This is a genomic window from Buttiauxella sp. 3AFRM03 (assembly GCF_003675305.1).
Classification (GTDB): Bacteria; Pseudomonadota; Gammaproteobacteria; order Enterobacterales; family Enterobacteriaceae; genus Buttiauxella; species Buttiauxella ferragutiae.
Genome location: NZ_CP033076.1, coordinates 4,701,934 through 4,722,043, shown reverse-complemented (window position 1 = coordinate 4,722,043; position 20,110 = coordinate 4,701,934). Strand labels below are relative to the sequence as shown.

Here is a 20,110-nt window from a genome sequence, read left to right as displayed (position 1 = left end):
GCAAAACTTAATCAAATTTTATTTCAATCTCTTCAGTAGGATTATTACTGGATTTAATACCTGACTCTTCATCATTGAAATTCACCAGTAGATTGGCCCCAAAAGCAATAACAGCAGTGCCAACCAATGCACCAATGAAATAAGCCCACGGGTTTCCAACGGTGAAACCACCATATAGCCCACCCAACGGTGGCATAATTGGATAAGCTTTTAATAACGCAACGGTAACCGCCCCCAGAGTCCCTGCCAGAACATTAAGAGGAATTAACCGCGCCGGGTTGCGCAGGGTGAAGGGAATGGCACCTTCGGAGATCCCCAGAATCCCCATAATAATCGAACCATTGCCAGCTTCTTTCAGCGTCTGATTAAAGTTGTCAGGGCGTAAAAAACGAGCAGCCGCGTAGCCTAGCGGTGGAATAATAATGGCGACATTAACCAGAATAGCAGGAAGATATACACCGCTCAGGAACAAAACATTTGCTGTTCCCCATGCCGCTTTGTTAACCGGCCCGCCGAGATCAAAGCAAATCATCCCGCCAAGAACAGCCGCCAGCACAACTGTACTGGTGCCATCTTTCGTCATCTGCTGAACCCAGGCCATCAGCGAGGTGTTCAGCCAGCTCAGCACATCCCCGAGCAGCAATAACATCACCAGTACCTGCAAGCCAACGGTGATAAATGGCAGAATAATCAGCGGGACGGAGCTTGCCGCCGAGCCGGTAATTTTTATCTTACGTGCGACCCACTCAGAAGAATAACCGGCCAACAAACCACCCAGCACTGCGCCGATAAAACCAGAGCCGGTTAGCGAGGCAATTAGGCCAGCAGTAAAACCGGAGGCCAGACCCTTTTTACCTGCCACTGAATAGGCAACATAGGCACCGAGAACATAGTTCATTAGCCCAATAATTTTAAATCCAATGTCCTGCGTGAGGTACAGCCAGTTTGCCAGTCCATGGCTATTAGCGAAGGCATCAAGATTAGACTCACCGATCGCCAGACCGATAATTTTGGCAACCGCCACCATCAGGGAACCGGCAATAATAACTGGCAGGGCAAAGGAAATACCCGTCATAAGATGATTCTTTATCTCTATCATTAATTTCTTCATGACATCACCTTGGTTATTTATTCAGACGAGCCTCAACAGCCGAAACGCATTTCGTTATGACATCAGATGCATGGCTAACACATTGGCCTATCTTTACCCGAATAATGACTTTCCCGGCGAAGCGTTCTTCTTCTTCAATGGTACGGTCAGCAGCAATAAGTACGAAATCTGCAGCTTGAATATCATCATCGGTGATTCTGTTCATGATCCCCATGGCACCCTGTTGCTCTATTTTTATCTGATGCCCCAGACGCCCTCCCTCTTTTTCCAGGGATTTGGCTGCCATCGGAGTATGGGCTAAACCAGCAATACATGATGTGACGCCGACAATATTCATACTTCCTCCTCAATAGCGATACGCGATTTCATATACTGAAATAGTTCGTCTTCATCGTTGACCGCAAATAAACGCGCTCTGAATTCGTCATCAACGATTTGGCTTGCAAGGCTATTAATAATTTGTAAGTGCAGCAATTTCGCTCCAGATTCAGGAACCAGCAGGCCAAAAATAATTTGTACTGGAAGATCGTCCAGACTTTCCCAATCAATGGGATTTTGCAGACGAATAAAAATCACCCCGGCATGGGAAACATTGGCAGTTTTAGCGTGGGGAATAGCAATCTGGCTTTCAAAACCCGTCGAATATTGATTCTCCCGCGCCCAAAGATCCGCTTCAATTTTATTAGCATCTTCGGCCCACCCTTGTGCGACAGCATGTGTCGCCAGGAAGCAAAAAATTTCCCGCTTATCCCTGAATGTTTTATTTAAGAAAATATTATCACGAGTAATGAGCATATACGTCTATCTCCAGCAACGTATTATTGTAATTAGGCTGACTGATATACTAGAGCATATTGTTCATGCAAAAAGAGAGATATTTTCCGCCTGGAAGAGGAAACGAATTATGTGGGGAGGCAAGAAAAGAGAGATCCGAGTCAAAAAAGCATACTGGTTTGTGATGCGCTCCATATTTATTTGTCACCAATTAAAAAATAGTACCATTACAAAACCAGTGGCCGATTAGCAGAGCAACACGGTTCATATGGCCGCCAACCTGACGCCATCGGGAACATAAATAGACTTACTCTGATTGGCATCCGCTAAATTCCGAGTATCCTTATCCGCTTGTCTCCAATTTCTGTCTTTTCGATATCCCGGAAAATTCTTTCTATGCGTAAACCATTAAGAATGCCGCTGCTCTTACTGGCATTGCTATCTTGTTTGATGATGACCCCATTTCTTTCTCAGGCTGATGACGCCGCCGGGCAATCTGCTACGGAAGAACCGGTTAAGGTCAACGCCAGCACTGAGTTACCTGCGTTGCAAAAACGCCTGGATTCACTCAAACAGCGCGTCTCGACTGCGAAAGCGGACAAACAGTTCACCACCCTGAATGACGATGCGCTAAAACTGGTCAGTGATGCGGATAAGCTCGCCGTTGCTTTGGCTCCGCAGTTGGCACAGATTCAGGGGCAACTGGATGTGCTTGGGCCAGCCCCGGCACCGGGTACGCTGACGGAAACACCGCAGGTTGTCAGCCAGCGCAAACAATTGAACAACAGTAAAGCCTTGCTCACCACGCAAATAGAGCAAAGCAAAGCCATTGCCGTGGGGGCGCAAAACCTCTCATCACAAATTTCAGGGCTGCGTCGTGACGCGCTGAAAACCCAAATCGCGCTTAACACCGGCAGTATTCTTGGCGAGAACTTCTGGTCGCCAGTCTTTGACCCAAGCGATAAAGATGCCTCGCGTTTCGACGATTTCGGCACACAAGTGAGTGCGGCCTGGCATCAGGCCTGGAGCGACGACTGGCGTTTTGGGAGCGCAGTTTATCTGCTGCTGGCGTTAGCCATTGGGCTATTTGGCCGCAAAGCGCTGGACAAGCCAATGAATTGGGTGCTGCCTCGCTGGCTGCCGCAAGGCCGTTTTCGTCGCAGTTTCCTCGCCTGCTTTACCACATTAAGCACCACGCTGACGCTGGGTATCAGCATGCAGTTGTTGTGCTATACCCTGACCCGCCTGCCTGACACCTCGCAATGGGTGCTTGAATTTGCCGACCAGATGGTCGAACTGACCTATTTTTCAGCGGTGATTGCTGGACTGGGTATCGCGTTACTGTCGAATAGCCATCCTTCCTGGCGTCTGCCGGGTATTGCCGACCCACTGGCAAAAACGCTGGCCTCGTTCCCAATTTTGCTGGCAACCTTCATCTTTATCTTTGGCATCATCGAACAGTTGAATGCGTTAGTCGGTGCCAGCATTGCCGCCACGCTGTTTGGCAACGGACTGGCGGCCTTACTGGTGGCGCTCAATTGCCTGATTGCACCGATTCGGGTGAACAGGATCCGCCGAAAAATGAGTGCCGAAGGCGAGCAAACCGAGGCCCGCTCGACGGTTGCCGGTCTGATTCATCTGGTCATTAGCCTGACCGCCTTCGTTATCCTGATGGCATTGCTGATTGGCTACATTCCGCTGGCGCGCTTCGTCACGTTCGAACTGCTGTGGATTGGCCTGGTGGTTTGTAGCCTGTATCTGCTGATTCATTTCGTGGTCGATTTATGTGAAGCGGTCTTTTCACCGACCACCCAGAGCGGGAAGCTCCTCAAAAGCACGCTGAGCCTTAATGACCGCCATCTCTCGCTTGCCGCCACGCTGTTCTCCGCTTTAGGCAAAACCAGCCTGTTGGTGATGGCCGCCGTTGCACTGTTGAATGGCACCTTCGGCACCACGACGCCGATGGAGTTGCTGATCAAAATTGCCGAAATATGGGGCGGTAAAGGTCTCGAAGGGATGAATATTATCCCGGCACACGCCGTTAACGCCGTGTTGTGTCTGGCTGTCGGCTGGTATGTACTGCGCTCAACACGCCGCTGGCTGGATAACGATTTCCTGCCAAAAACCAATATGGACAGGGGCCTGCGTGCCTCGCTGGTCACGCTGTTCACCAACGTCGGCTACGTGCTGATTATCATGCTGACGCTGTCGATGCTGGGCATTGAATGGAACAAACTGGCGTGGATCGTCAGTGCCTTGTCGGTAGGTATCGGTTTTGGTTTACAGGAGATAGTGAAGAACTTTATCTCCGGCCTGATTCTGTTAACTGAGCGCCCAGTGAAAGTGGGAGATTTGGTGAGTATCAGCGGCGTTGAGGGCGATATTCGCCGTATTAACGTGCGCGCCACCGAGATCCAGTTAGGTGACAAATCCACGGTTATTGTGCCCAATTCACAGCTTATTTCGCAGAACGTGCGTAATGCCACGATGGGTAACGCGCAAGGTGTGGCAACCATTACGCTCACCTTCCCGCTGGATATCGACCCGGAGCAAGTGCGTAATTTGCTGCTCGAAGCCTATAAGCTGCATGAATCTATTCTGGAAAACCCCGCGCCGTCAGTCAGCTTTAAAGAGCTGGGGCCAACCGGGATTGTGCTGAGTGTCACCGGTTATGTGAATAGCCCACGTATGGTCAGCTCAACGCGTAGCGACCTGCTGTACGAGATCCTTAAAATGCTACGTGCCGCAGGGATAAGCCTGAGCCAGACACAAACGATGGTTCTCGAACAACCTGCCCCTAAACGCGCAACTGAAGAATAAGAGCCTGGCCGCAACGCCTGAAACGCGTTGCGGCTTTATTCTCTGCTCCCTCAACACATCAATATTAAGAATCTTTACCCCCTCAACTCATTCACCAATTTGATATAAGTCAATATCGTATCTGGCTCACGGCAGCATTATCTCGCACCGGAAATATTCCACTTCTCGACTTCACCACGGTGAAGATTGAGCACGATAATGATAAGAGAGTTAATGATGAGCAAACTAAAAACGATGGCGCTGGTTCTGGGTTTTGTAGTCTTTTCCGCGAGTGCCGCATTGCCGCTGTTTAACGGCAAAGGTCATCCGGGCGAAGTGCATATCGACCAGGGCGGCCCGGTTTATCTCAACGGTAAACAGATGAAGCTGAAGAAAGTAAACGATAACTACTATGAAGCCACCGGCCAGGGCGTAGTGTTGTCGATTGCTATTTCTCCAGATGGTAGCGCGGGTGTTAGCTGGACCGGTAAAAACCGTGCGAACGGTATGATCATGCCAGCCGGTGAAGCTTCCGCTAAAGGCCCTTCTGGCCGTGAACTGGATTGCAGCCGTGCTGATTTGACCAACGCAGAAATGAAAGCCTGCCAATAAAAAAACCGGTCATGGAAGACCGGCTTGAGACTGATGACAAACTTCTTCGTAAGTCGGATAAGCGTTAGCGTCATCCGACACAACTGGCGTAAATGGTGGATGACGCTACGCTTATCCACCCTACAAAACACATTTATCACCCTTTGTCAGCAATCTGAAACCGGTCATGGAAGACCGGCCTGAGACTGATGACGAAACTTCTTCGTAGGTCGGATAAGCGCAGCGCCATCCGACACAACTGGCGTAAATGGTGGATGACGCTACGCTTATCCACCCTACAAAACACATTTATCACCCTTTAACAGCAATCTGAAACCGGTCATGGAAGACCGGCTTGAGACTGATGACAAACTTCTTCGTAGCTACCGTCTTGGACGTCAAGCGGTAGCTGCATAATTTTCATCCCATGGTAATCGGGTTTTCAGTACGCCGAAGCACATATGTACCAGCTTACGCATCACTGCACCCAGCGCCGCTTTTTTCGCCTTACCTTTCGCTACCAGCCTTTCATATATCGCCTTCGCGGGTTTATTCCACCGGATTGCACTCAGGGCTGCTACATACAGTTTGGCTCTGACTATTGAGGGGCCTGTTTTTGACATATGTGCCCGCCCGCGTACCGAACTGCCGGACACTCTCTCCACCGGTGTTATTCCCAGATACGCTGCCACCTGCGAGGCACTTTTGAACGTCCCGTCTTTCAGTAGTGCCAGCATCTCCCGTCCCACCTGCTCCTTCACACATTTTATCGATTTCAGCAGCTCCAGATCGGCCTTCAGTCCCGGGTCGTTATCTGTGTGGTCAGTAATGAGCTTTTCTATCCGTTCCAGTTCATCACTCAGCCAGCCGTGTGTCCGCTCCAGTGAGCCTATGACCTCCCGTGGTGTCGAGGTTGAATGCGCTTTTTCAAGCCGGTTGGCCGTCCTCTGCACATCCTCTTTCAGCGCGTCGCGCTGACGCAACAACGCCCTGAGTTTACGGACTTCAACTGACGGTGGGACCCAGGCATCGGGATGCTTCAGCTCGCCATAACAGGCCAGCACAAATGCGTCCACTGTGTCATTTTTCGTGAGGATATCCATTCCGCAGGCAAACTCACGGACACGGTATGGATTGGCCATGCAGACAGAAATCCCCGCATCATGAAGCCCATACGCCAGATTCTCATGGTAGATACCCGTGGCTTCCATCACGACTGTCATATTATCAGAGGCGCATTTTTGGGCCTCCAGCCAGTCGATGATTTTGCGGGCCACACAGGGTTCATTGGTGAAGACTTTCTGCTTTTTCTTACCCTTAATACCGGCAACAAGCAGACAGACATCTATTTTATTTTTGCTGATATCAGCACCGAGAAAAGCCATATTTCATCTCCTTCCACGTGAACCAACACGCCATTCCAGCCTTGTACATGCGAAGTCAGAGCTTCTGGTTACCGTTCGGATTTTGAGTGGCGTGAAAGGTGAAACGGAGGGCTTAAGCTACGTCGGAAGATCGAGGTCTTCAGGTCGGATACAAGCTTCCTCCGTTTCATGTAACCGGTAGCTAACCAGCTACCGGTTCAAGATACAAGGTCGGATAAGCGCAGCGCCATCCGACACAACTGGCGTAAATGGTGGATGACGCTGCGCTTATCCACCCTACAAAACACATTTATCACCCTTTATCAGCAATCTGAAGCCGGTCATGGAAGACCGGCTTTTAGTACTGCTTAAATAACGACTTAAGTTATGACAACAATTCAATCGGCTCTGAGTTACCGCGAGCACGCCACAGCACAAACCAGCGTTGAATCGACGCCACCATAATCACCAGCCCCAACGCGACCATCACAATCGAAATCGTACCGTTGAAGATGTTGAAGCCTTTAGCTGCGCTATTGAAGTAAACGTTCTTCACCATCCAGTAGGCGGCATAGTTTACGGTCACATACAGATACGACAGCGGGATCAGACAGGTCAGTACGTACCAGCGTTTTTCCGACATACGCAGAATAATGGTCGCACCGATCATCAGGCCAATGGAAGCCATCAGTTGGTTCGATACCCCAAACAGCGCCCACACTGAGTTGATGTCACCGGAGTTCAGCAGATAACCCCACAACACGCAGGCCACGATGCTGCAACCAATTGCGCCAGGCATCCAGTTGGTGCGTTTCAGCGGAGACCAGATGTCGCCGAGGAAATCTTGCAGCAAGTAACGCGCAACACGGGTACCGGAATCTACCGCAGTCAGGATAAATACCGCTTCAAACATGATGACGAACTGGAAGAAATACGAGGCTAAATGGCTGAACCACGGGATACGCGTGAAGATGTCTGCCATCCCCACTGCCAGAGTCACTGCCCCACCGGTACGCCCGTATAAATCCAGTCCGATGGATTCGCTAAGCTGTGGCAGATTGACCACATCCATGCCAAGACCGGCAAAGACTTCAGGTGTCGCGTTGATGGCGAAGTAATCCGCAGGATGCAGAGCGGTTGCCGCGATTAACGCCATCACACCGACCACACATTCAGCCAGCATCGCACCGAAAGCCACTGGCAGAATGTCGTTCCATTTATCGATTTGCTTCGGCGTGGTACCGGAACCGATAAACGCGTGGAAACCAGAAATCGCGCCACAGGCGATGGTGATAGAGATAAACGGCCAGACTGGGCCTGCTAATACCGGGCCGTTACCGTGAATAAATTGCGTCACCGCCGGGAACTGAATTTCCGGGTTAATGAACACCACACCAATCACCAGCGCACCGAATACGCCGATTTTCATAAAGCTGGAGAGGTAACCACGCGGCGTAAGCAGCATCCACACAGGCAGTGCGGTGGCAAAAAATGCATAGAACGGCAGAACCAAACTGACGGTAGATGCGCGGAAACTCAGCCATTCACCGAAAGCAGATTCCTGAATATACGGCCCTGCAATCACACAGGCGAAAATCACGATAATGCCAACCCAGGTTGCACCACGCATGCTGCCGGTGAAACGCTCCCACAGACCGACACCAATCGCCACCGGGATGGTCATGAACACCGCGAAGGTGCCCCACGGGTTACGTTCCAGTGCGTGAACCACCACCATCGACAAACCTGCCATGGTAATCGTGATGATAAATAACATCGCCAGGCCAGTACACCAGCCGGCTACAGGCCCCAGCTCCGCTTTCGCCACTTCTGAGAGTGACTTACCGCGGTGCTTCATGGAGGCAAAAAGCACCACGGTATCGTGTACCGCACCGCCCACCACGCAGCCAATTAACAGCCATAAGAAGCTTGGTAGATAACCGTATTGTGCTGCCAGCACCGGGCCGACCAACGGACCAGCGGCGGCAATCGCCGCAAAGTGGCTGCCAAAGTTAACCCATTTTTTAGTTGGGACGTAGTCTTTGCCGTCCTCAAGAATATGTGACGGTGTGATTTCCGAGTCATCGGCATTCAACACTTTACGGACGAAAAACACCCCGTAAAGGCGATAGCAGATAGCCAGAATACACAGGGTCGCGATAACAAACGTTAGTGCGTGTTGCATAACCCACTCCAGTGCCAAAGATAAAAAGTTCAGCGATATGCTGGCATGGGTGACTCAGGCAAGTGGGGGGAGTTTTAGTGAGTGGTTGTATTGGCGTGTGAGCGGTTAGATATGGGGAGTAAGTGGTATAGCCTATGGCGGAGCGGCGATTTTCCGTTCACCTGAGGGGAGCCTATGGCGGAGCGGCGATTTTCCGTTCACCTGAATGTAATCCGATCCCATAAATATCAATGAACGGTGAACGTGCCATGGGGATTACGACATCCCCCTGGCGACCCCGTCGCCCGGCAAGTCAATCGCCGCTGCGCGGTAAACACCGTTTTTTACCCAACATTCGCGGTCGTTCGCGACTCGCTCCAGGCGATCGCTCTCTCACGTGGTTCCCGACCACGTGACCCCGACTGAAGGGTGAAAAACGGTGCGATAGAAGCCGGGAACAACGTCAAAACAGCCCAGGCTTTTGACTTTGACCTTGAATTTCGGGTCCGGCTTAAATCGCCTCCATTTTGACTCCAGGTGGCAGGGTCCAGCCGTCGGGAGCGGCTGGAGGGCGCGATCGTCGGGAACGAATCGCAACCGACCCTGACACGGAGGCAAAATGGAGGTTTACCGCTTGCGGCGATTTATTTGCCGGGAGTCCGGGTCCTTAGGGTGGCGACGGTGGCCACCCTAAGACGTTCACCGGTTCCGTGGCGACATAAATACTCTGTCGCCTGGTGAACGGAACCGTCTCCGAACCGGCAGGAAACACCCTTCAACGGTGGGTGTGACCCGAGGGAGAGGGACAGGACCTCACACTACTTCTCAGCCCGCAACGCTTTCACCTGCTCCGCCGTCACATCCCCCGGCAAACCACCCCACGTCACGCGCAGGTAATTCACCAGTTCAGCAACTTGCTCATCGTTCAAGCGGTCACCGAAACCAGGCATACTCTGCATACTTTCGCCGTTCGGGAAATTCTGCGCTGGCAGGCCGTCAAGTACTGAGACAATCAGGTTTTTGGCATCTGGCTGGCGCAACGTGGCGTTGTTGAGCATCGACACCGCCACGTGCGGTTTGCCCTCGCCTTCACGTGCGTGGCAACCGGCGCACTGGTCGAGATAAGTCATGCGCCCTGCTTCGTTACCTTTGCCCAATGCCGCCGGAACCGCAGCAGGAGGCATTTCGCCCATCAGATACGTCGCCATCGCTTTTTGGTCTTCAGGCGTCAGATGCTGGGTGCTGAGGTCGACCACCATGTGCATTTCGCTAAACGCGCTGCCCTGCGGGGCAAAGCCCGTGGTGAGGAATTGCTTCACATCGTCAGGCGTCCAGCCACGTTGTGCTAACGCTTTTGGCGTAATATCAGGAGCCATAAAGCGCCCTAATTCCCCGCCTTGCATCGCTTTATCCAGCTTCATCTGTCCGAGTAACCCACGCTCGGTATGGCATTCACCGCAATGCCCCAGCACATCAGCCAGATAACGCCCGCGCTGCCAGTCGGCAGATTTGCCTTCAGATATCGCCGGTAAAGGATCCTTGTTATGGAACAGAATATTCCAGCCAATCAGCGCGATACGCTGGTTGAACGGGAAACTCATTTCGTTATCTGGTGTTGCCACATTGACGGCCGGGCGCGTCATCAGATACGCGTAAATATCATCTGAATCCTGGCGCGAGATATTTTTGTAAGAGGTGTATGGCATCGCCGGGAACAGGTGACGCCCGGTAGGGGTCACACCTTCGGTCAACGCTTGATAGAAATCGTCCTTCGTCCAGCGACCAATGCCGTTATCCGCAGAGGGCGTCAGGTTGCTGCCATAAATGGTGCCGTAAGGGGACTCTAACGGATAGCCGCCCGCCAGTGGTGCGCCGCCAGATGCGGTGTGGCAAGCCGCGCAGTCAGCGGCTTTTGCCAGATAACGACCACGTTCGATTTGTTCCTTGCTGGCGGTCACTTTCTGCACCGGGCCGTCATACGTGCGGTATTCCCGCCAGTACAAAATCGCCACAATAATGACGACAATCGCCAGCACAATTAGCGCAAGACGTTTTTTCATTTCACCGCCTCCTTCACTAATCCTGGCGTTTTCAGCACCACATCACGCACCGCTTCGTAGTAGCGCACGTAGCCGGTACAGCGGCAGATATGGTTTTCCAGCGCAGTAGAAATTGCCCCTTCCAGTTCTTCACGGGCAATCGGTTCGCGCTTGAGTTTTTCAACGAAAATCGTCGCCGCGTTGACAAAGCCCGGTGTGCAGTAGCCGCACTGGAAGCTGTAATGATCGAGGAAAGATTGCTGAATTGGCGAAAGCTCGACCACTTCACCTTGTTCATCAACTTTGGCGTGGCCTTCAACGGTGCGCACTTTTTTGCCGTTAAAGAAATGCGCGCCGGTAATGCAGGTGCGCACTTCTTCGCTGGTGCCGCTTGGGTTATCAACAATCGCCACACAGGCGTGGCAAATCCCCTGCCCGCAACCCAGACGTGAGCCGGTCAAATAGACATATTCATGCAGAAAATCGATCATCATCAACCCTTCAGGCACGTCGATTGGGCCGTACGATTTGTTGTTGATGGTCAGCGTCATTGGTTTAGTTTTGATGCTCATGGTAATACCTCACGAATATTTTCAGCACGGACAGGCAAATCACGGAAACGGTGGCCGGTGGCGTCGGCGATGGCGTTAACCAACGCGGCAACCACTGGGATCATCACGACTTCAGCCATACCTTTTGGCGGGTCGGTTTCCGAAAGCGCAGGCAGCACATCGCCAGTCTGTTTCCAGACCGCAACGTCGCTGGCACGCGGCAGGTGATAACGGTTGAAGTTCCATGTGCCGTTGCCGGGTCCGTCTTCATAAAGCGGTAAATATTCGTGTAGCGCGTGGCCGATACCCATCGCCAGCCCGCCCTGCAATTGCCCGGAAACCAGCTCCGGGACGATTAAATTGCCGCACTCCATAATCGAGTGGTGATTCAACAGTTCGACTTCGCCGGTCGCCAGGCTCACAGCCACTTCAGCCAGCGTGCCGACTGCGCTGTAATAGGTTACAGAGGCGTTATTACGCTGGGTTGGCGGATAGTAAACATGTTCGCGGGCAAGTGTGGTGAATTCACCGTTGCCATTACGCACCGACAGGCCGTCAATCGGCAGGCGTTTGCTTTGTCCGCCAATATTGAAATCGGCTTCGGCCCACTGCCAGCGGTTAAAGACGTGTACCGTCGCACCGGTCATCAGCCCCATTTCGTGGGCTTTTTTCGCCAGCAGTTCGAGGCTTAAAATTTCCATACCAGCGGCAGTTAAACCGCCTTCTACCCAACGAGCGTCTTCGATGCGCACCACTAATGGTGCAGCCTGACCGCCGCCAATACCGGTGGTCCAGATAGACATTGCCGCAGGCCACAAGCCGTGTTCAAACACCAGGCGCGCCGCTTCACGCGTGCTGTGGGAGAAGTAATATGCTGAGTTACTGGCGCTGGATGGCGAACAGTAAGACGGCGACCAGGAAGGATTCGCCGCCAGTTTGTCCTGTTCTTCCTGCGACATAATGTACGGGTCGCCGCTGGTGACAACCGGCAGCGTGCTCCAGTCCGTGACCGAGAAATGCGCTTCGTCCGCAGGTTTCCCCAGCCATTGTGCGCACAGCACCGATTGCGAAGTCGACATGCCGGTACCCATTTCCGCACCGCTGTGATGCAAAGCTATGCGCCCGTCAGCACTGACTTCTACCCGCGCAAACGAGGTTTCCGCTCCGGTGCCAAAATCTTTTTGTACACAACCAAAGCCCACGCCAAAGCGCTTGCCGGGGTTCTTCATTTCAAATTCAGCTTTACGTTCAGCACGTTTCAGCCACATCTCATGTTTTGCAGCTTTTGCCAGCACTTCGTCCACACGAATCGCCCCAGCCGGGATCGCCCCCTGGGTGTTTTTCATGCCCGATTTCAGCGCGTTGCGCATACGGAATTCAATCGGATCAATCTTCAGTTCTGCAGCAATTTCATCGACCATCATTTCGGTGGCTGCCATGCTTTGCAGCGTGCCGTATCCGCGAGCTGAACCGGCATCAATAGCACGAGAAGCAACGCCCACCGCCGATAAATCACTTTTCGGGAAGTAGTAAATGGACTGCGCCGCCGTTGCACCAACCATCGACACAGACGGCGTAAAGTTGCTGCGCCCGCCGCCGTTGGCCGTCATATCGCCAAGGAACGACTGCATGATGCCGGTATTTTTGTTGACCGCGATGGTGTAATTCATGTCAAAGGCGTGGCGTTTGAGCGAACTCTGGAACTGCTCGTAACGGTCGTTCGCCAGACGCACCGGATGCCCGTCGCCATACATTGCCGCCACCGCGCCGTAATACGGGAAGTTGTAGTGATCTTTGGAACCGTAACCGACGGTGTAACACGGATGCAGAATCAGCTGTTTCACCGGCGTGGTGCGTTTTGCCAGCATGCGCGGCATTTCGTCAGCCACTTCCTGCGGGGATTGAGTTGGCACAACTAAATGCAAAGTTTGGGTCGCTTCATCGAACCAGCCGTTGGCGTTATCTGGCTCAAGTGCCGCGGTATCGATAGATTGGGTGGTGTAACGGCGAGACATGACCAGCCAGTCTTGTGGCGGATTTTTCAGTTCGTCAGCAATTTGGCCTGCGTAGAACATCCCTTCTTCATCGAGTTTGCCGCCTTCACGCCCTTCCGGCCAGACCGGCAAATGCCTTCTCATCGACAACGGGAAAATCGGCATATCTTTCAGACTGGAGAAATGGTCGTCATCTTGCGAAGTTGCGCCACCGACACGCACGAAACGGAAAGTGCCCCAGGGGTCACGCTCCAGCGGGCCAGTTTCAGCGCCGTATTGGATCACTTCGTCTTTGAATTTCAGTTTATCTTTGGCAAAACGAAAGCGAGCAAAATCGTGGTAGATCAGAATAGCGACCGCTTGCCCGAGGTAAGCTGGCGTTTTGCCGGTCGGCAGGAGCATGTCTTCGCCGTAAAACGCCGGGAATGCCAGGCCATCACGCGCCAGATCAACGGCTGTGACAACGCGATCCGGTTTCAGGTCATCGCCTAATAGCGAGAGATCGATACCATTAAACAGCCTGTCGGCTTTGGTGGTGCGCAGAATAAAAGCGTGCGCCTGTTTCTGCGGCCAGTGCGGCATATCGACAGCGCGAATATCACGCGCAAAAACTTTATGCCCCATGACTTTCGCCCGACCATCAATACGGAAACGGATGCGCTTGTTTTTCGCATCCCAGTTCGGAGACTGGAGAATTTTTTGCTCAAATAGCGCGGCATAGGCTCGGCTATAGAGAGGGGCGAGATAGACCGCGACTCCGGCAACCACCGCGCGTTTAATAAAGCTGCGCCGTGATGGATTAAAATTGCTCATAAAACATCCCATTTAAATTATTATTGTCTTTTTTTCAAACAATTGAGTGTATTTTCAACGTATTTCCGTAGTGAATATAAGTATATGTATTTAACTTAAATCATGTGAGAATTAACATCTCATTTTCATAAAAAAAACATTATTGCGCAAATCATTGGCGTTTTGGCGCAAATAGAAAAGCACTGAGGAATCAGTCTTGAACATGAAAGCTGGCATTATTATCACCGCAGCCGGGCGTGCAGAGCGCTTCAAAAAAGCGGGTGGACAAGGCAATAAACTCAATGCGTTGCTCAACGATGGCAGCGTGTTTGCGCAAACACTGCACCATGCTCTGGCTTCTGGCCTTGCGGTACATGTGGTGACGCGTCCGGAAAATAGTGAAATTCAAGCGTTGTGCCGCGCACAACAGGTTCCCTTTACGCTTATCGCGAGCAGCGGATTGGGCGAGTCGATTGCCGCAGGTGTTTGCGCAACCCCACAGTGGCATGGCTGGCTGATTCATCTGGCGGATATGCCGTTTGTCCCCCCTTCTGTTTTTGTCGAAGTGGCACAGGCTCTGGAATTTCACCCTTTGGTGCGCCCTTATGTGAATGCACAACCTGGCCATCCGGTGGGGTTTTCACCGGCCTGGTTTGGCAAGCTTTGCCAGTTAACCGGTGACAACGGTGCGCGGGAATTGCTGCATGGTAAAACCATTCATTTTATCGAAGTTAAAGATAGCGATTCACAGCGCGATATCGACCTCCCCTCACAACTGGCTCAACGGAGTGAGAAAAATCATGCAGCACCTTGATATCAGCGTGGTCCGCCAGGCGTGTATCTGGCTTGTTCAGCAACCGGTTTGGTTGTGTACGGTATTAAACACTTATGGTTCATCGCCCCGTTCACCAGGAGCCTTGATGGTCGCCACCGCCGATCGGCGTTTTTGCGGTTCGCTTTCCGGTGGCTGTGTAGAAGAGGATTTTTTACAACGTATTGCGCAAGGTGAGTATCAGCAAGCCAGCCAGATTGTGCGTTATGGCGAAGGAGGGCTGGAACCAGGGATAGCACTCCCCTGTGGCGGCTTGCTGGATATTTTGGTCGAATACCTGCCTGCTACGCCGGGAAATGTGGAATATCTCGAAAAGATGCATCAGGCGCTGAATGGCCATTTTGCGCTGGAAAAATGCCTGACGTTGCCTGAGCCTTGCCGCCATCTGGAAGTGAAAGAGTTCGCTGATATGACCCAGGTTGCACGCGATGGACAACAGGTGACACTGCATATTGCCGCCGCTCCACGCCTGCTGATTGCCGGGTTGTCGAGTGTGGCGCTGTATTGCGCCGAGTTTGCCAGTGCGTTGGGTTTTGAAGTGTTAGTTTGCGAGAACCGTCCAGAAGTGCTGGAAAACTTTGCCGCCCAGCTAAAAGCTGACATTACGCTGCTGAAACAGTTTCCGGCTAACTATCTTGAGCAACACCCCTGCCACGCTAATACCGCGATTGTCGCGTTGACCCACGATCCACGCATGGATGACCTGACGATGATGGAAGCGGTGAATACACCCGCATTTTACATTGGTGCGATGGGGTCGCAAAAGAACAGTGCGCGCAGGCTTGAGCGCTTAGAAAAACTTGCGGAGTTAAGCACATCAGAGCTGCAACGTATTCACGCGCCCATTGGCTTGCCGCTTGGCAGCAAGACACCCGCAGAAATTGCTCTGGCGGTGATGGCGGATATCGTGAAACGGAAAAACGAAGCTCGGGGATAATTTTTTTGGGCGGATAAGCGTAAGCGTCATCCGCCGCAATAAGGCTTACTTCTTCGCGACGTGCACGCGAGCAGTTAAACCACGCAGGAAGTAACGCAGGAACTGGTCGCCACATTCGCGGAAGTTTTTGTTCTCTGGAGCGCGCATCATCGCGGTGATTTCTGGCATTGAGATGCGGAATTCTTGGGTGGTCAGAATTTCCAGAACGTCGTCGGTTTTCAAATCAAACGCAATACGCAGCTTTTTCAGGATGATGTTATTGGTCATCTTGCGTTCAATTTTCGGTGCAGGTTTGCTTTCATCTTTACCGCGTTTGAAGTAAATCAAACCGTTAAGGAAGTTCGCCATCAGGATGTCTGGACACAGTTTGAAGTTCTCTTCATCTTCTTTTTTGGTCCAGGTTACGATTTGCTCAGCAGTCACGGCAGTGTCGGTCAGGGCGAAAATTTTCACCATATCGTCGTTGCCCAAATTCAGCATGTAGCGCACGCTGCGTAATACGTCGTTATTCATCATAGTGATGGTTCTCTCGTTCTAAATCTTGAAAGCGGGCAGTATATAGCGTTCTGAAGCTGTGCGCAGATTTAGTAATGCAGGCGACACTGGAAAATGGTGAGCAGATCGTCGCTAACACTATAAACCAGACGATCTGCCTCGTTTATCCGCCGGGACCACAACCCACTGAGGTTTTCACGTAACGGTTCAGGTTTTCCTAAACCATCAAAAGGATTTCTTTGCGCATCTTCAATCAGTTTATTAATGCGCTTTAACGTCTTTCTATCTTGCGTTTGCCACCATAGATAATCATCCCAGGCGTGATCGGTCCATGCGAGTAATCTATTCGTTGTCTTCATCAATAATCTCTCTCCGTGAGATTTTACCTGCCTGTGCCTGCGCCATTGATTCCATCAGGCGTGTCGCATTTGCCGGAGAGCTGAGCAAATGAACGGTTTCCATCAAGGAATTGTAGTAATCCAACGACATCACTACCGCATCTTCAGCATCACGGCGGGTGATAACTGTAATATCGGCATTGTCCACAACGTCATCAAGAACGGTTTTGAGCCGATTACGCGCCTCAGAAAATGTAATAACCTGCATGTAAGCTCCACTTGTGCAATTTATTGTACAAGTATAGGCCGGTGAGTGGATAAAAACTACATCGCTTTTAGCCCCAACGCCTCTTTCAGGCTTTTTAAATAGCGGCGGCTGACCGGAACGGATTGCCCGTCGCGCAGCATTAGCTCTGCCTGGCCGCCATCTTCAAAACGGATCTCTTTGAGGTGCTTCATATTGACCAGATATTGCCGATGGCAGCGTACCAGGGGAGTGCGGCTTTCCAGCGTACGTAATGTGAGTTCAGTAAATCCTTCAGTACCTTGCGCGTTAGTGACATACACACCGCTCATCCGGCTACTGGCAAACATCACTTCTTCCATTTGTAGCAGGTAGATGCGACTCTGCCCGGTACACGGGATAAATTTGAGATCTTCCTGGTTTGGTGCCAGCAGGGTGATGTCTTGATCGATGCGTTCATGGCGCAAACGGTGCAAGGTTTTCTCCAGCCGTTTGCTGTCTATCGGTTTGAGCAAATAGTCAAAAGCATGTTCTTCGAATGCCCGTACCGCGTATTCATCAAACGCGGTGAGAAACACGATGTACGGACGCTGTTCAGGGTCGAGCATGCTCGCCATTTCCAGGCCGCTGATGCGTGGCATCTGAATATCCGCAAACACCACGTCAGGGTGCAAACGATGCACAGCACCAATCGCTTCAACTGCATTACCACACTCCCCCACAATCTCAATGTCAGGCTCGTTTTGCAGCATGATGCGCAAGTTTTCACGCGCCAGCGGCTCGTCGTCGACAATCAGTACTTTTAACATGGGGTTTCCTCCAGAGGTAAACGTAGGGTAATACGGGTAAATCGGTCTGCTTCTATATCCACTTTAATACCACAGTCATCGCCGTAGCGGGCTTGCAGGCGTTTATCCACCAGGCTCATACCCAGCCCGCTGGCACTGGGGTTTTCCTGATATAACCCGGCATTGTCTTCCACAGACAAGTGCAGATGTTCGCCTATTTGACAGGCGTTAATGGTAATTTCTCCCACCCCGAGCAGTTGCGAGGTGCCGTGTTTGATCGCATTTTCGACAATCGGCTGCAAAGTGAAGGCGGGTAAGCGAACCAGCGCCAGCGCCTGCGGAACATTCAGTTGCACGCGTAAGCGCGACTGAAAACGTGCTTGTTCGATTTGCAGATAGGCGTTCACATGCTCGATTTCATCGGCAAGTGTCACTATCTCGCTCGGGCGCTTTAAGTTTTTACGGAAGAATGTCGAGAGATATTGCACCAGTTGGCAAGCCTGTTCGTTATCGCGGCGGATCACCGCCACCAGCGTATTCAGTGCGTTAAACAGGAAATGCGGGTTGACCTGCGCGTGGAGTAGTTTGATTTCTGATTGCGTGAGCATCTGCTTTTGCCGTTCGTACTGCCCCGCCAGAATCTGTGCGGATAACAGTTGTGCGATGCCTTCGCCAAGCGTGCGGTTAATCGAGCTGAACAGGCGGTTTTTCGCTTCATACAGTTTGATGGTGCCAATCACGCGGCTGTTTTCGCCGTACAGTGGGATCACTAACGTTGAGCCAAGCTTGCAGTTTGGATGCAGCGAGCAGCGGTAAGGTACTTCGTTACCATCGGCATACACCACTTCACCGCGTTCAATGGCCTGCCAGGTGTAAGCCGAAGAAATCGGGCGGCCCGGCAGATGGTGATCCGCGCCAATGCCGGTAAACGCCAACAACTTTTCATTGTCGGTAATCGCGACGGCACCGATATCCAGCTCCTGATGCAGTACCTGCGCCACTTTCATGCTGTTTTCCTGGTTAAACCCCTGGCGCAAAATCCCTTCGGTGGAGGCCGCGACTTTCAACGCCATGGCAGAAAATGCCGAGGTGTATTTTTCAAGCATCGCGCGTTTGTCTAGCAAGATGCGCATAAACAGCGCGGCACCGACGGTGTTGGTCACCATCATCGGCGCGGCAATACTTTTCACCAGGTTGAGTGCGTCAGCGAACGGGCGTGCAATCAGCAGAATAATACCCATCTGGAAGAATTCAGCCAGCAGCGTGATACCACCGGCGGTCAGCGGGTTAAACAGCAAATCGCTGCGCCCACGGCGAATCAGCAAACGGTGTAACAAGCCGCCGAGCAAGCCTTCAACAATGGTAGAAAACATGCAGCTCAGCGCGGTCATGCCGCCCATGGAATAACGATGTAGCCCACCGGTTAGCCCGACCAGGCCACCCACCAACGGCCCGCCGAGCAACCCGCCCATCACCGCGCCGATCGCTCGCGTATTGGCGATGGAGTCATCAATGTGCAGACCAAAATAGGTACCCATAATGCAAAAAATGGAGAAGGTGACGTAGCAGAGTAATTTGTGTGGTAAACGAACGGTGACCTGCATCAGCGGGATAAACAGCCGCGTTTTACTCATCAACCAGGCGATAACCAGATAGACGCACATCTGCTGAAGCAGCAGTAACACCAGGTTAAATTCGTACATTGCGCCCGCCGTTGAGTCTTTGAGGGCGCGTAACATACAACGTTCACGCTTAACTTTCTTTGAAGCGATTCAATAATTATTGATTTTGGGAATAAATAGCCCTCACCCCGGCAATTTTGTCAGGTTGAGCTCTGTAAGATGAGAGGTTTTTCCGTTCACCAGTGTGTTCAGTTATCTCTTTAATTCCCGAAAACGGTGAACGTGCCAGGTGGCTCACGCCAGCCCCCTGGCAACCCCGGCGCCCGGTGATTAAATTGCCGCTGCGCGGTAAACCCCAGCTTATCCCCAACGTTCAGGGTCGTTCGCGATTCGTTCCCGACGATCGCTTTCTTTCGCTGCTCCCGGCAGCTCCACCCTGACTTATGGGGAACACTGGGGCAATTTATACCGGGAACAAGGTCAAAACCGGCTCGGTGTGGTATTCGGGTTTTGACGTTGACCTTTTGTTCCGGCTTCAATCGCGCCGCTTTTTACCCTTCAGTCGGGGTCACGTGGTCGGGAACCACGTGAGAGAGCGATCGTCGGGAACGAGTCGCGAACGACCCCGAATGTTGGGTAAAAAACGGTGTTTACCGCTTGCGGCGATTTATTTGC

Annotated in this window: 17 protein-coding genes; 4 read left to right on the top strand and 13 right to left on the bottom strand. The window is 52.0% G+C overall.

Going from position 1 to position 20,110, the window contains the following annotated elements; all coding sequences use genetic code 11:
• Positions 1–7: 7 nt before the first annotated feature.
• The 3 genes from D8682_RS23480 to D8682_RS23470 are packed head-to-tail and all read right to left on the bottom strand — an operon-like array spanning position 8 to position 1,906.
• A complete protein-coding gene (locus D8682_RS23480) occupies positions 8–1,111 on the bottom strand; it encodes a PTS fructose transporter subunit IIC (protein WP_121815238.1) in 1,104 nt (367 codons plus the stop codon).
• A gap of 13 nt (positions 1,112–1,124) precedes the next feature.
• Complete coding sequence (locus D8682_RS23475; protein WP_064545121.1) at positions 1,125–1,448, bottom strand: PTS fructose transporter subunit IIB; 324 nt, start codon at positions 1,446–1,448, stop codon at positions 1,125–1,127.
• Positions 1,445–1,906, bottom strand: coding sequence for a PTS sugar transporter subunit IIA (locus D8682_RS23470; RefSeq protein WP_064545119.1), 462 nt, complete (start codon positions 1,904–1,906; stop codon positions 1,445–1,447). The genes D8682_RS23475 and D8682_RS23470 overlap by 4 nt, the downstream gene beginning before the upstream one ends.
• Before the next feature lie 375 nt (positions 1,907–2,281).
• Here D8682_RS23470 and D8682_RS23460 point away from each other — a divergent pair, with 375 nt between their 5' ends.
• Together D8682_RS23460 and D8682_RS23455 are read left to right on the top strand one after the other, a co-directional pair.
• Positions 2,282–4,705 (top strand): DUF3772 domain-containing protein, encoded by a 2,424-nt coding sequence (locus D8682_RS23460; RefSeq protein WP_064545115.1) that lies wholly within the window; start codon positions 2,282–2,284, stop codon positions 4,703–4,705.
• Positions 4,706–4,918: 213 nt separating this feature from the next.
• Complete coding sequence (locus D8682_RS23455) at positions 4,919–5,296, top strand: hypothetical protein (RefSeq protein WP_202914357.1); 378 nt, start codon at positions 4,919–4,921, stop codon at positions 5,294–5,296.
• Between the two features lie 377 nt (positions 5,297–5,673).
• Here the strand turns inward: D8682_RS23455 and D8682_RS23450 are convergent, their stop codons facing one another.
• The 5 genes from D8682_RS23450 to D8682_RS23430 all read right to left on the bottom strand — a co-directional run bounded on the left by D8682_RS23450 (position 5,674) and on the right by D8682_RS23430 (position 14,200).
• The gene (locus D8682_RS23450) at positions 5,674–6,660 is read right to left on the bottom strand and encodes an IS110 family transposase (protein WP_121813607.1); all 987 of its coding nucleotides are present in this window, start codon (positions 6,658–6,660) and stop codon (positions 5,674–5,676) included.
• 364 nt (positions 6,661–7,024) lie between these two features.
• Entirely contained in the window at positions 7,025–8,824 is a 1,800-nt protein-coding gene (locus tag D8682_RS23445; protein WP_064545105.1) for a carbon starvation protein A, read from the bottom strand.
• A gap of 797 nt (positions 8,825–9,621) precedes the next feature.
• Positions 9,622–10,863, bottom strand: a complete 1,242-nt coding sequence (locus D8682_RS23440; RefSeq protein ID WP_121815236.1) for a cytochrome c — start codon at positions 10,861–10,863, stop codon at positions 9,622–9,624.
• Positions 10,860–11,414 (bottom strand): (2Fe-2S)-binding protein, encoded by a 555-nt coding sequence (locus D8682_RS23435; protein ID WP_064545101.1) that lies wholly within the window; start codon positions 11,412–11,414, stop codon positions 10,860–10,862. Before D8682_RS23435 ends, D8682_RS23440 begins: the two co-directional genes overlap by 4 nt.
• Positions 11,411–14,200, bottom strand: a complete 2,790-nt coding sequence (locus D8682_RS23430; protein ID WP_121815235.1) for a xanthine dehydrogenase family protein molybdopterin-binding subunit — start codon at positions 14,198–14,200, stop codon at positions 11,411–11,413. Before D8682_RS23430 ends, D8682_RS23435 begins: the two co-directional genes overlap by 4 nt.
• Positions 14,201–14,402: 202 nt before the next feature.
• On the opposite strand from D8682_RS23430, the gene D8682_RS23425 reads away from it, so the two are divergent.
• Together D8682_RS23425 and D8682_RS23420 are read left to right on the top strand one after the other, a co-directional pair.
• Positions 14,403–14,993, top strand: coding sequence for an NTP transferase domain-containing protein (locus tag D8682_RS23425; protein ID WP_121815234.1), 591 nt, complete (start codon positions 14,403–14,405; stop codon positions 14,991–14,993).
• Positions 14,980–15,948, top strand: a complete 969-nt coding sequence (locus D8682_RS23420) for an XdhC family protein (protein WP_121815233.1) — start codon at positions 14,980–14,982, stop codon at positions 15,946–15,948. Before D8682_RS23425 ends, D8682_RS23420 begins: the two co-directional genes overlap by 14 nt.
• Before the next feature lie 45 nt (positions 15,949–15,993).
• Here the strand turns inward: D8682_RS23420 and D8682_RS23415 are convergent, their stop codons facing one another.
• From D8682_RS23415 to D8682_RS23395, 5 genes are all read right to left on the bottom strand, one after another.
• A complete protein-coding gene (locus D8682_RS23415; RefSeq protein WP_064545093.1) occupies positions 15,994–16,464 on the bottom strand; it encodes a DUF1456 family protein in 471 nt (156 codons plus the stop codon).
• A gap of 68 nt (positions 16,465–16,532) precedes the next feature.
• Positions 16,533–16,802 carry a Txe/YoeB family addiction module toxin gene (locus D8682_RS23410; RefSeq protein ID WP_064545091.1) on the bottom strand — a complete coding sequence of 90 codons (270 nt, stop codon included), beginning with the start codon at positions 16,800–16,802 and terminating at the stop codon, positions 16,533–16,535.
• Positions 16,786–17,049 (bottom strand): type II toxin-antitoxin system Phd/YefM family antitoxin, encoded by a 264-nt coding sequence (locus tag D8682_RS23405; protein WP_064545089.1) that lies wholly within the window; start codon positions 17,047–17,049, stop codon positions 16,786–16,788. Before D8682_RS23405 ends, D8682_RS23410 begins: the two co-directional genes overlap by 17 nt.
• Before the next feature lie 56 nt (positions 17,050–17,105).
• On the bottom strand, positions 17,106–17,834 hold the full coding sequence (gene btsR / locus D8682_RS23400; RefSeq protein ID WP_064545087.1) for a two-component system response regulator BtsR: 729 nt from the start codon (positions 17,832–17,834) through the stop codon (positions 17,106–17,108).
• The gene (locus D8682_RS23395; RefSeq protein WP_121815765.1) at positions 17,828–19,516 is read right to left on the bottom strand and encodes a sensor histidine kinase; all 1,689 of its coding nucleotides are present in this window, start codon (positions 19,514–19,516) and stop codon (positions 17,828–17,830) included. Before D8682_RS23395 ends, btsR begins: the two co-directional genes overlap by 7 nt.
• Positions 19,517–20,110: the final 594 nt, after the last annotated feature.

Excerpts from the sequence above, each read along its gene's own strand:
- btsR (WP_064545087.1), bottom strand. The coding sequence starts at position 17,834 with ATGTTAAAAGTACTGATTGTCGACGACGAGCCGCTGGCGCGTGAAAAC.
- D8682_RS23450 (WP_121813607.1), bottom strand. The coding sequence starts at position 6,660 with ATGGCTTTTCTCGGTGCTGATATCAGCAAAAATAAAATAGATGTCTGT.
- D8682_RS23425 (WP_121815234.1), top strand. The coding sequence starts at position 14,403 with ATGAAAGCTGGCATTATTATCACCGCAGCCGGGCGTGCAGAGCGCTTC.
- D8682_RS23480 (WP_121815238.1), bottom strand. The coding sequence starts at position 1,111 with ATGAAGAAATTAATGATAGAGATAAAGAATCATCTTATGACGGGTATT.
- D8682_RS23395 (WP_121815765.1), bottom strand. The coding sequence starts at position 19,516 with ATGTACGAATTTAACCTGGTGTTACTGCTGCTTCAGCAGATGTGCGTC.
- D8682_RS23430 (WP_121815235.1), bottom strand. The coding sequence starts at position 14,200 with ATGAGCAATTTTAATCCATCACGGCGCAGCTTTATTAAACGCGCGGTG.
- D8682_RS23455 (WP_202914357.1), top strand. The coding sequence starts at position 4,919 with ATGATGAGCAAACTAAAAACGATGGCGCTGGTTCTGGGTTTTGTAGTC.
- D8682_RS23405 (WP_064545089.1), bottom strand. The coding sequence starts at position 17,049 with ATGCAGGTTATTACATTTTCTGAGGCGCGTAATCGGCTCAAAACCGTT.
- D8682_RS23415 (WP_064545093.1), bottom strand. The coding sequence starts at position 16,464 with ATGATGAATAACGACGTATTACGCAGCGTGCGCTACATGCTGAATTTG.
- D8682_RS23410 (WP_064545091.1), bottom strand. The coding sequence starts at position 16,802 with ATGAAGACAACGAATAGATTACTCGCATGGACCGATCACGCCTGGGAT.
- D8682_RS23460 (WP_064545115.1), top strand. The coding sequence starts at position 2,282 with ATGCGTAAACCATTAAGAATGCCGCTGCTCTTACTGGCATTGCTATCT.
- D8682_RS23435 (WP_064545101.1), bottom strand. The coding sequence starts at position 11,414 with ATGAGCATCAAAACTAAACCAATGACGCTGACCATCAACAACAAATCG.
- D8682_RS23440 (WP_121815236.1), bottom strand. The coding sequence starts at position 10,863 with ATGAAAAAACGTCTTGCGCTAATTGTGCTGGCGATTGTCGTCATTATT.
- D8682_RS23445 (WP_064545105.1), bottom strand. The coding sequence starts at position 8,824 with ATGCAACACGCACTAACGTTTGTTATCGCGACCCTGTGTATTCTGGCT.
- D8682_RS23475 (WP_064545121.1), bottom strand. The coding sequence starts at position 1,448 with ATGAATATTGTCGGCGTCACATCATGTATTGCTGGTTTAGCCCATACT.
- D8682_RS23420 (WP_121815233.1), top strand. The coding sequence starts at position 14,980 with ATGCAGCACCTTGATATCAGCGTGGTCCGCCAGGCGTGTATCTGGCTT.
- D8682_RS23470 (WP_064545119.1), bottom strand. The coding sequence starts at position 1,906 with ATGCTCATTACTCGTGATAATATTTTCTTAAATAAAACATTCAGGGAT.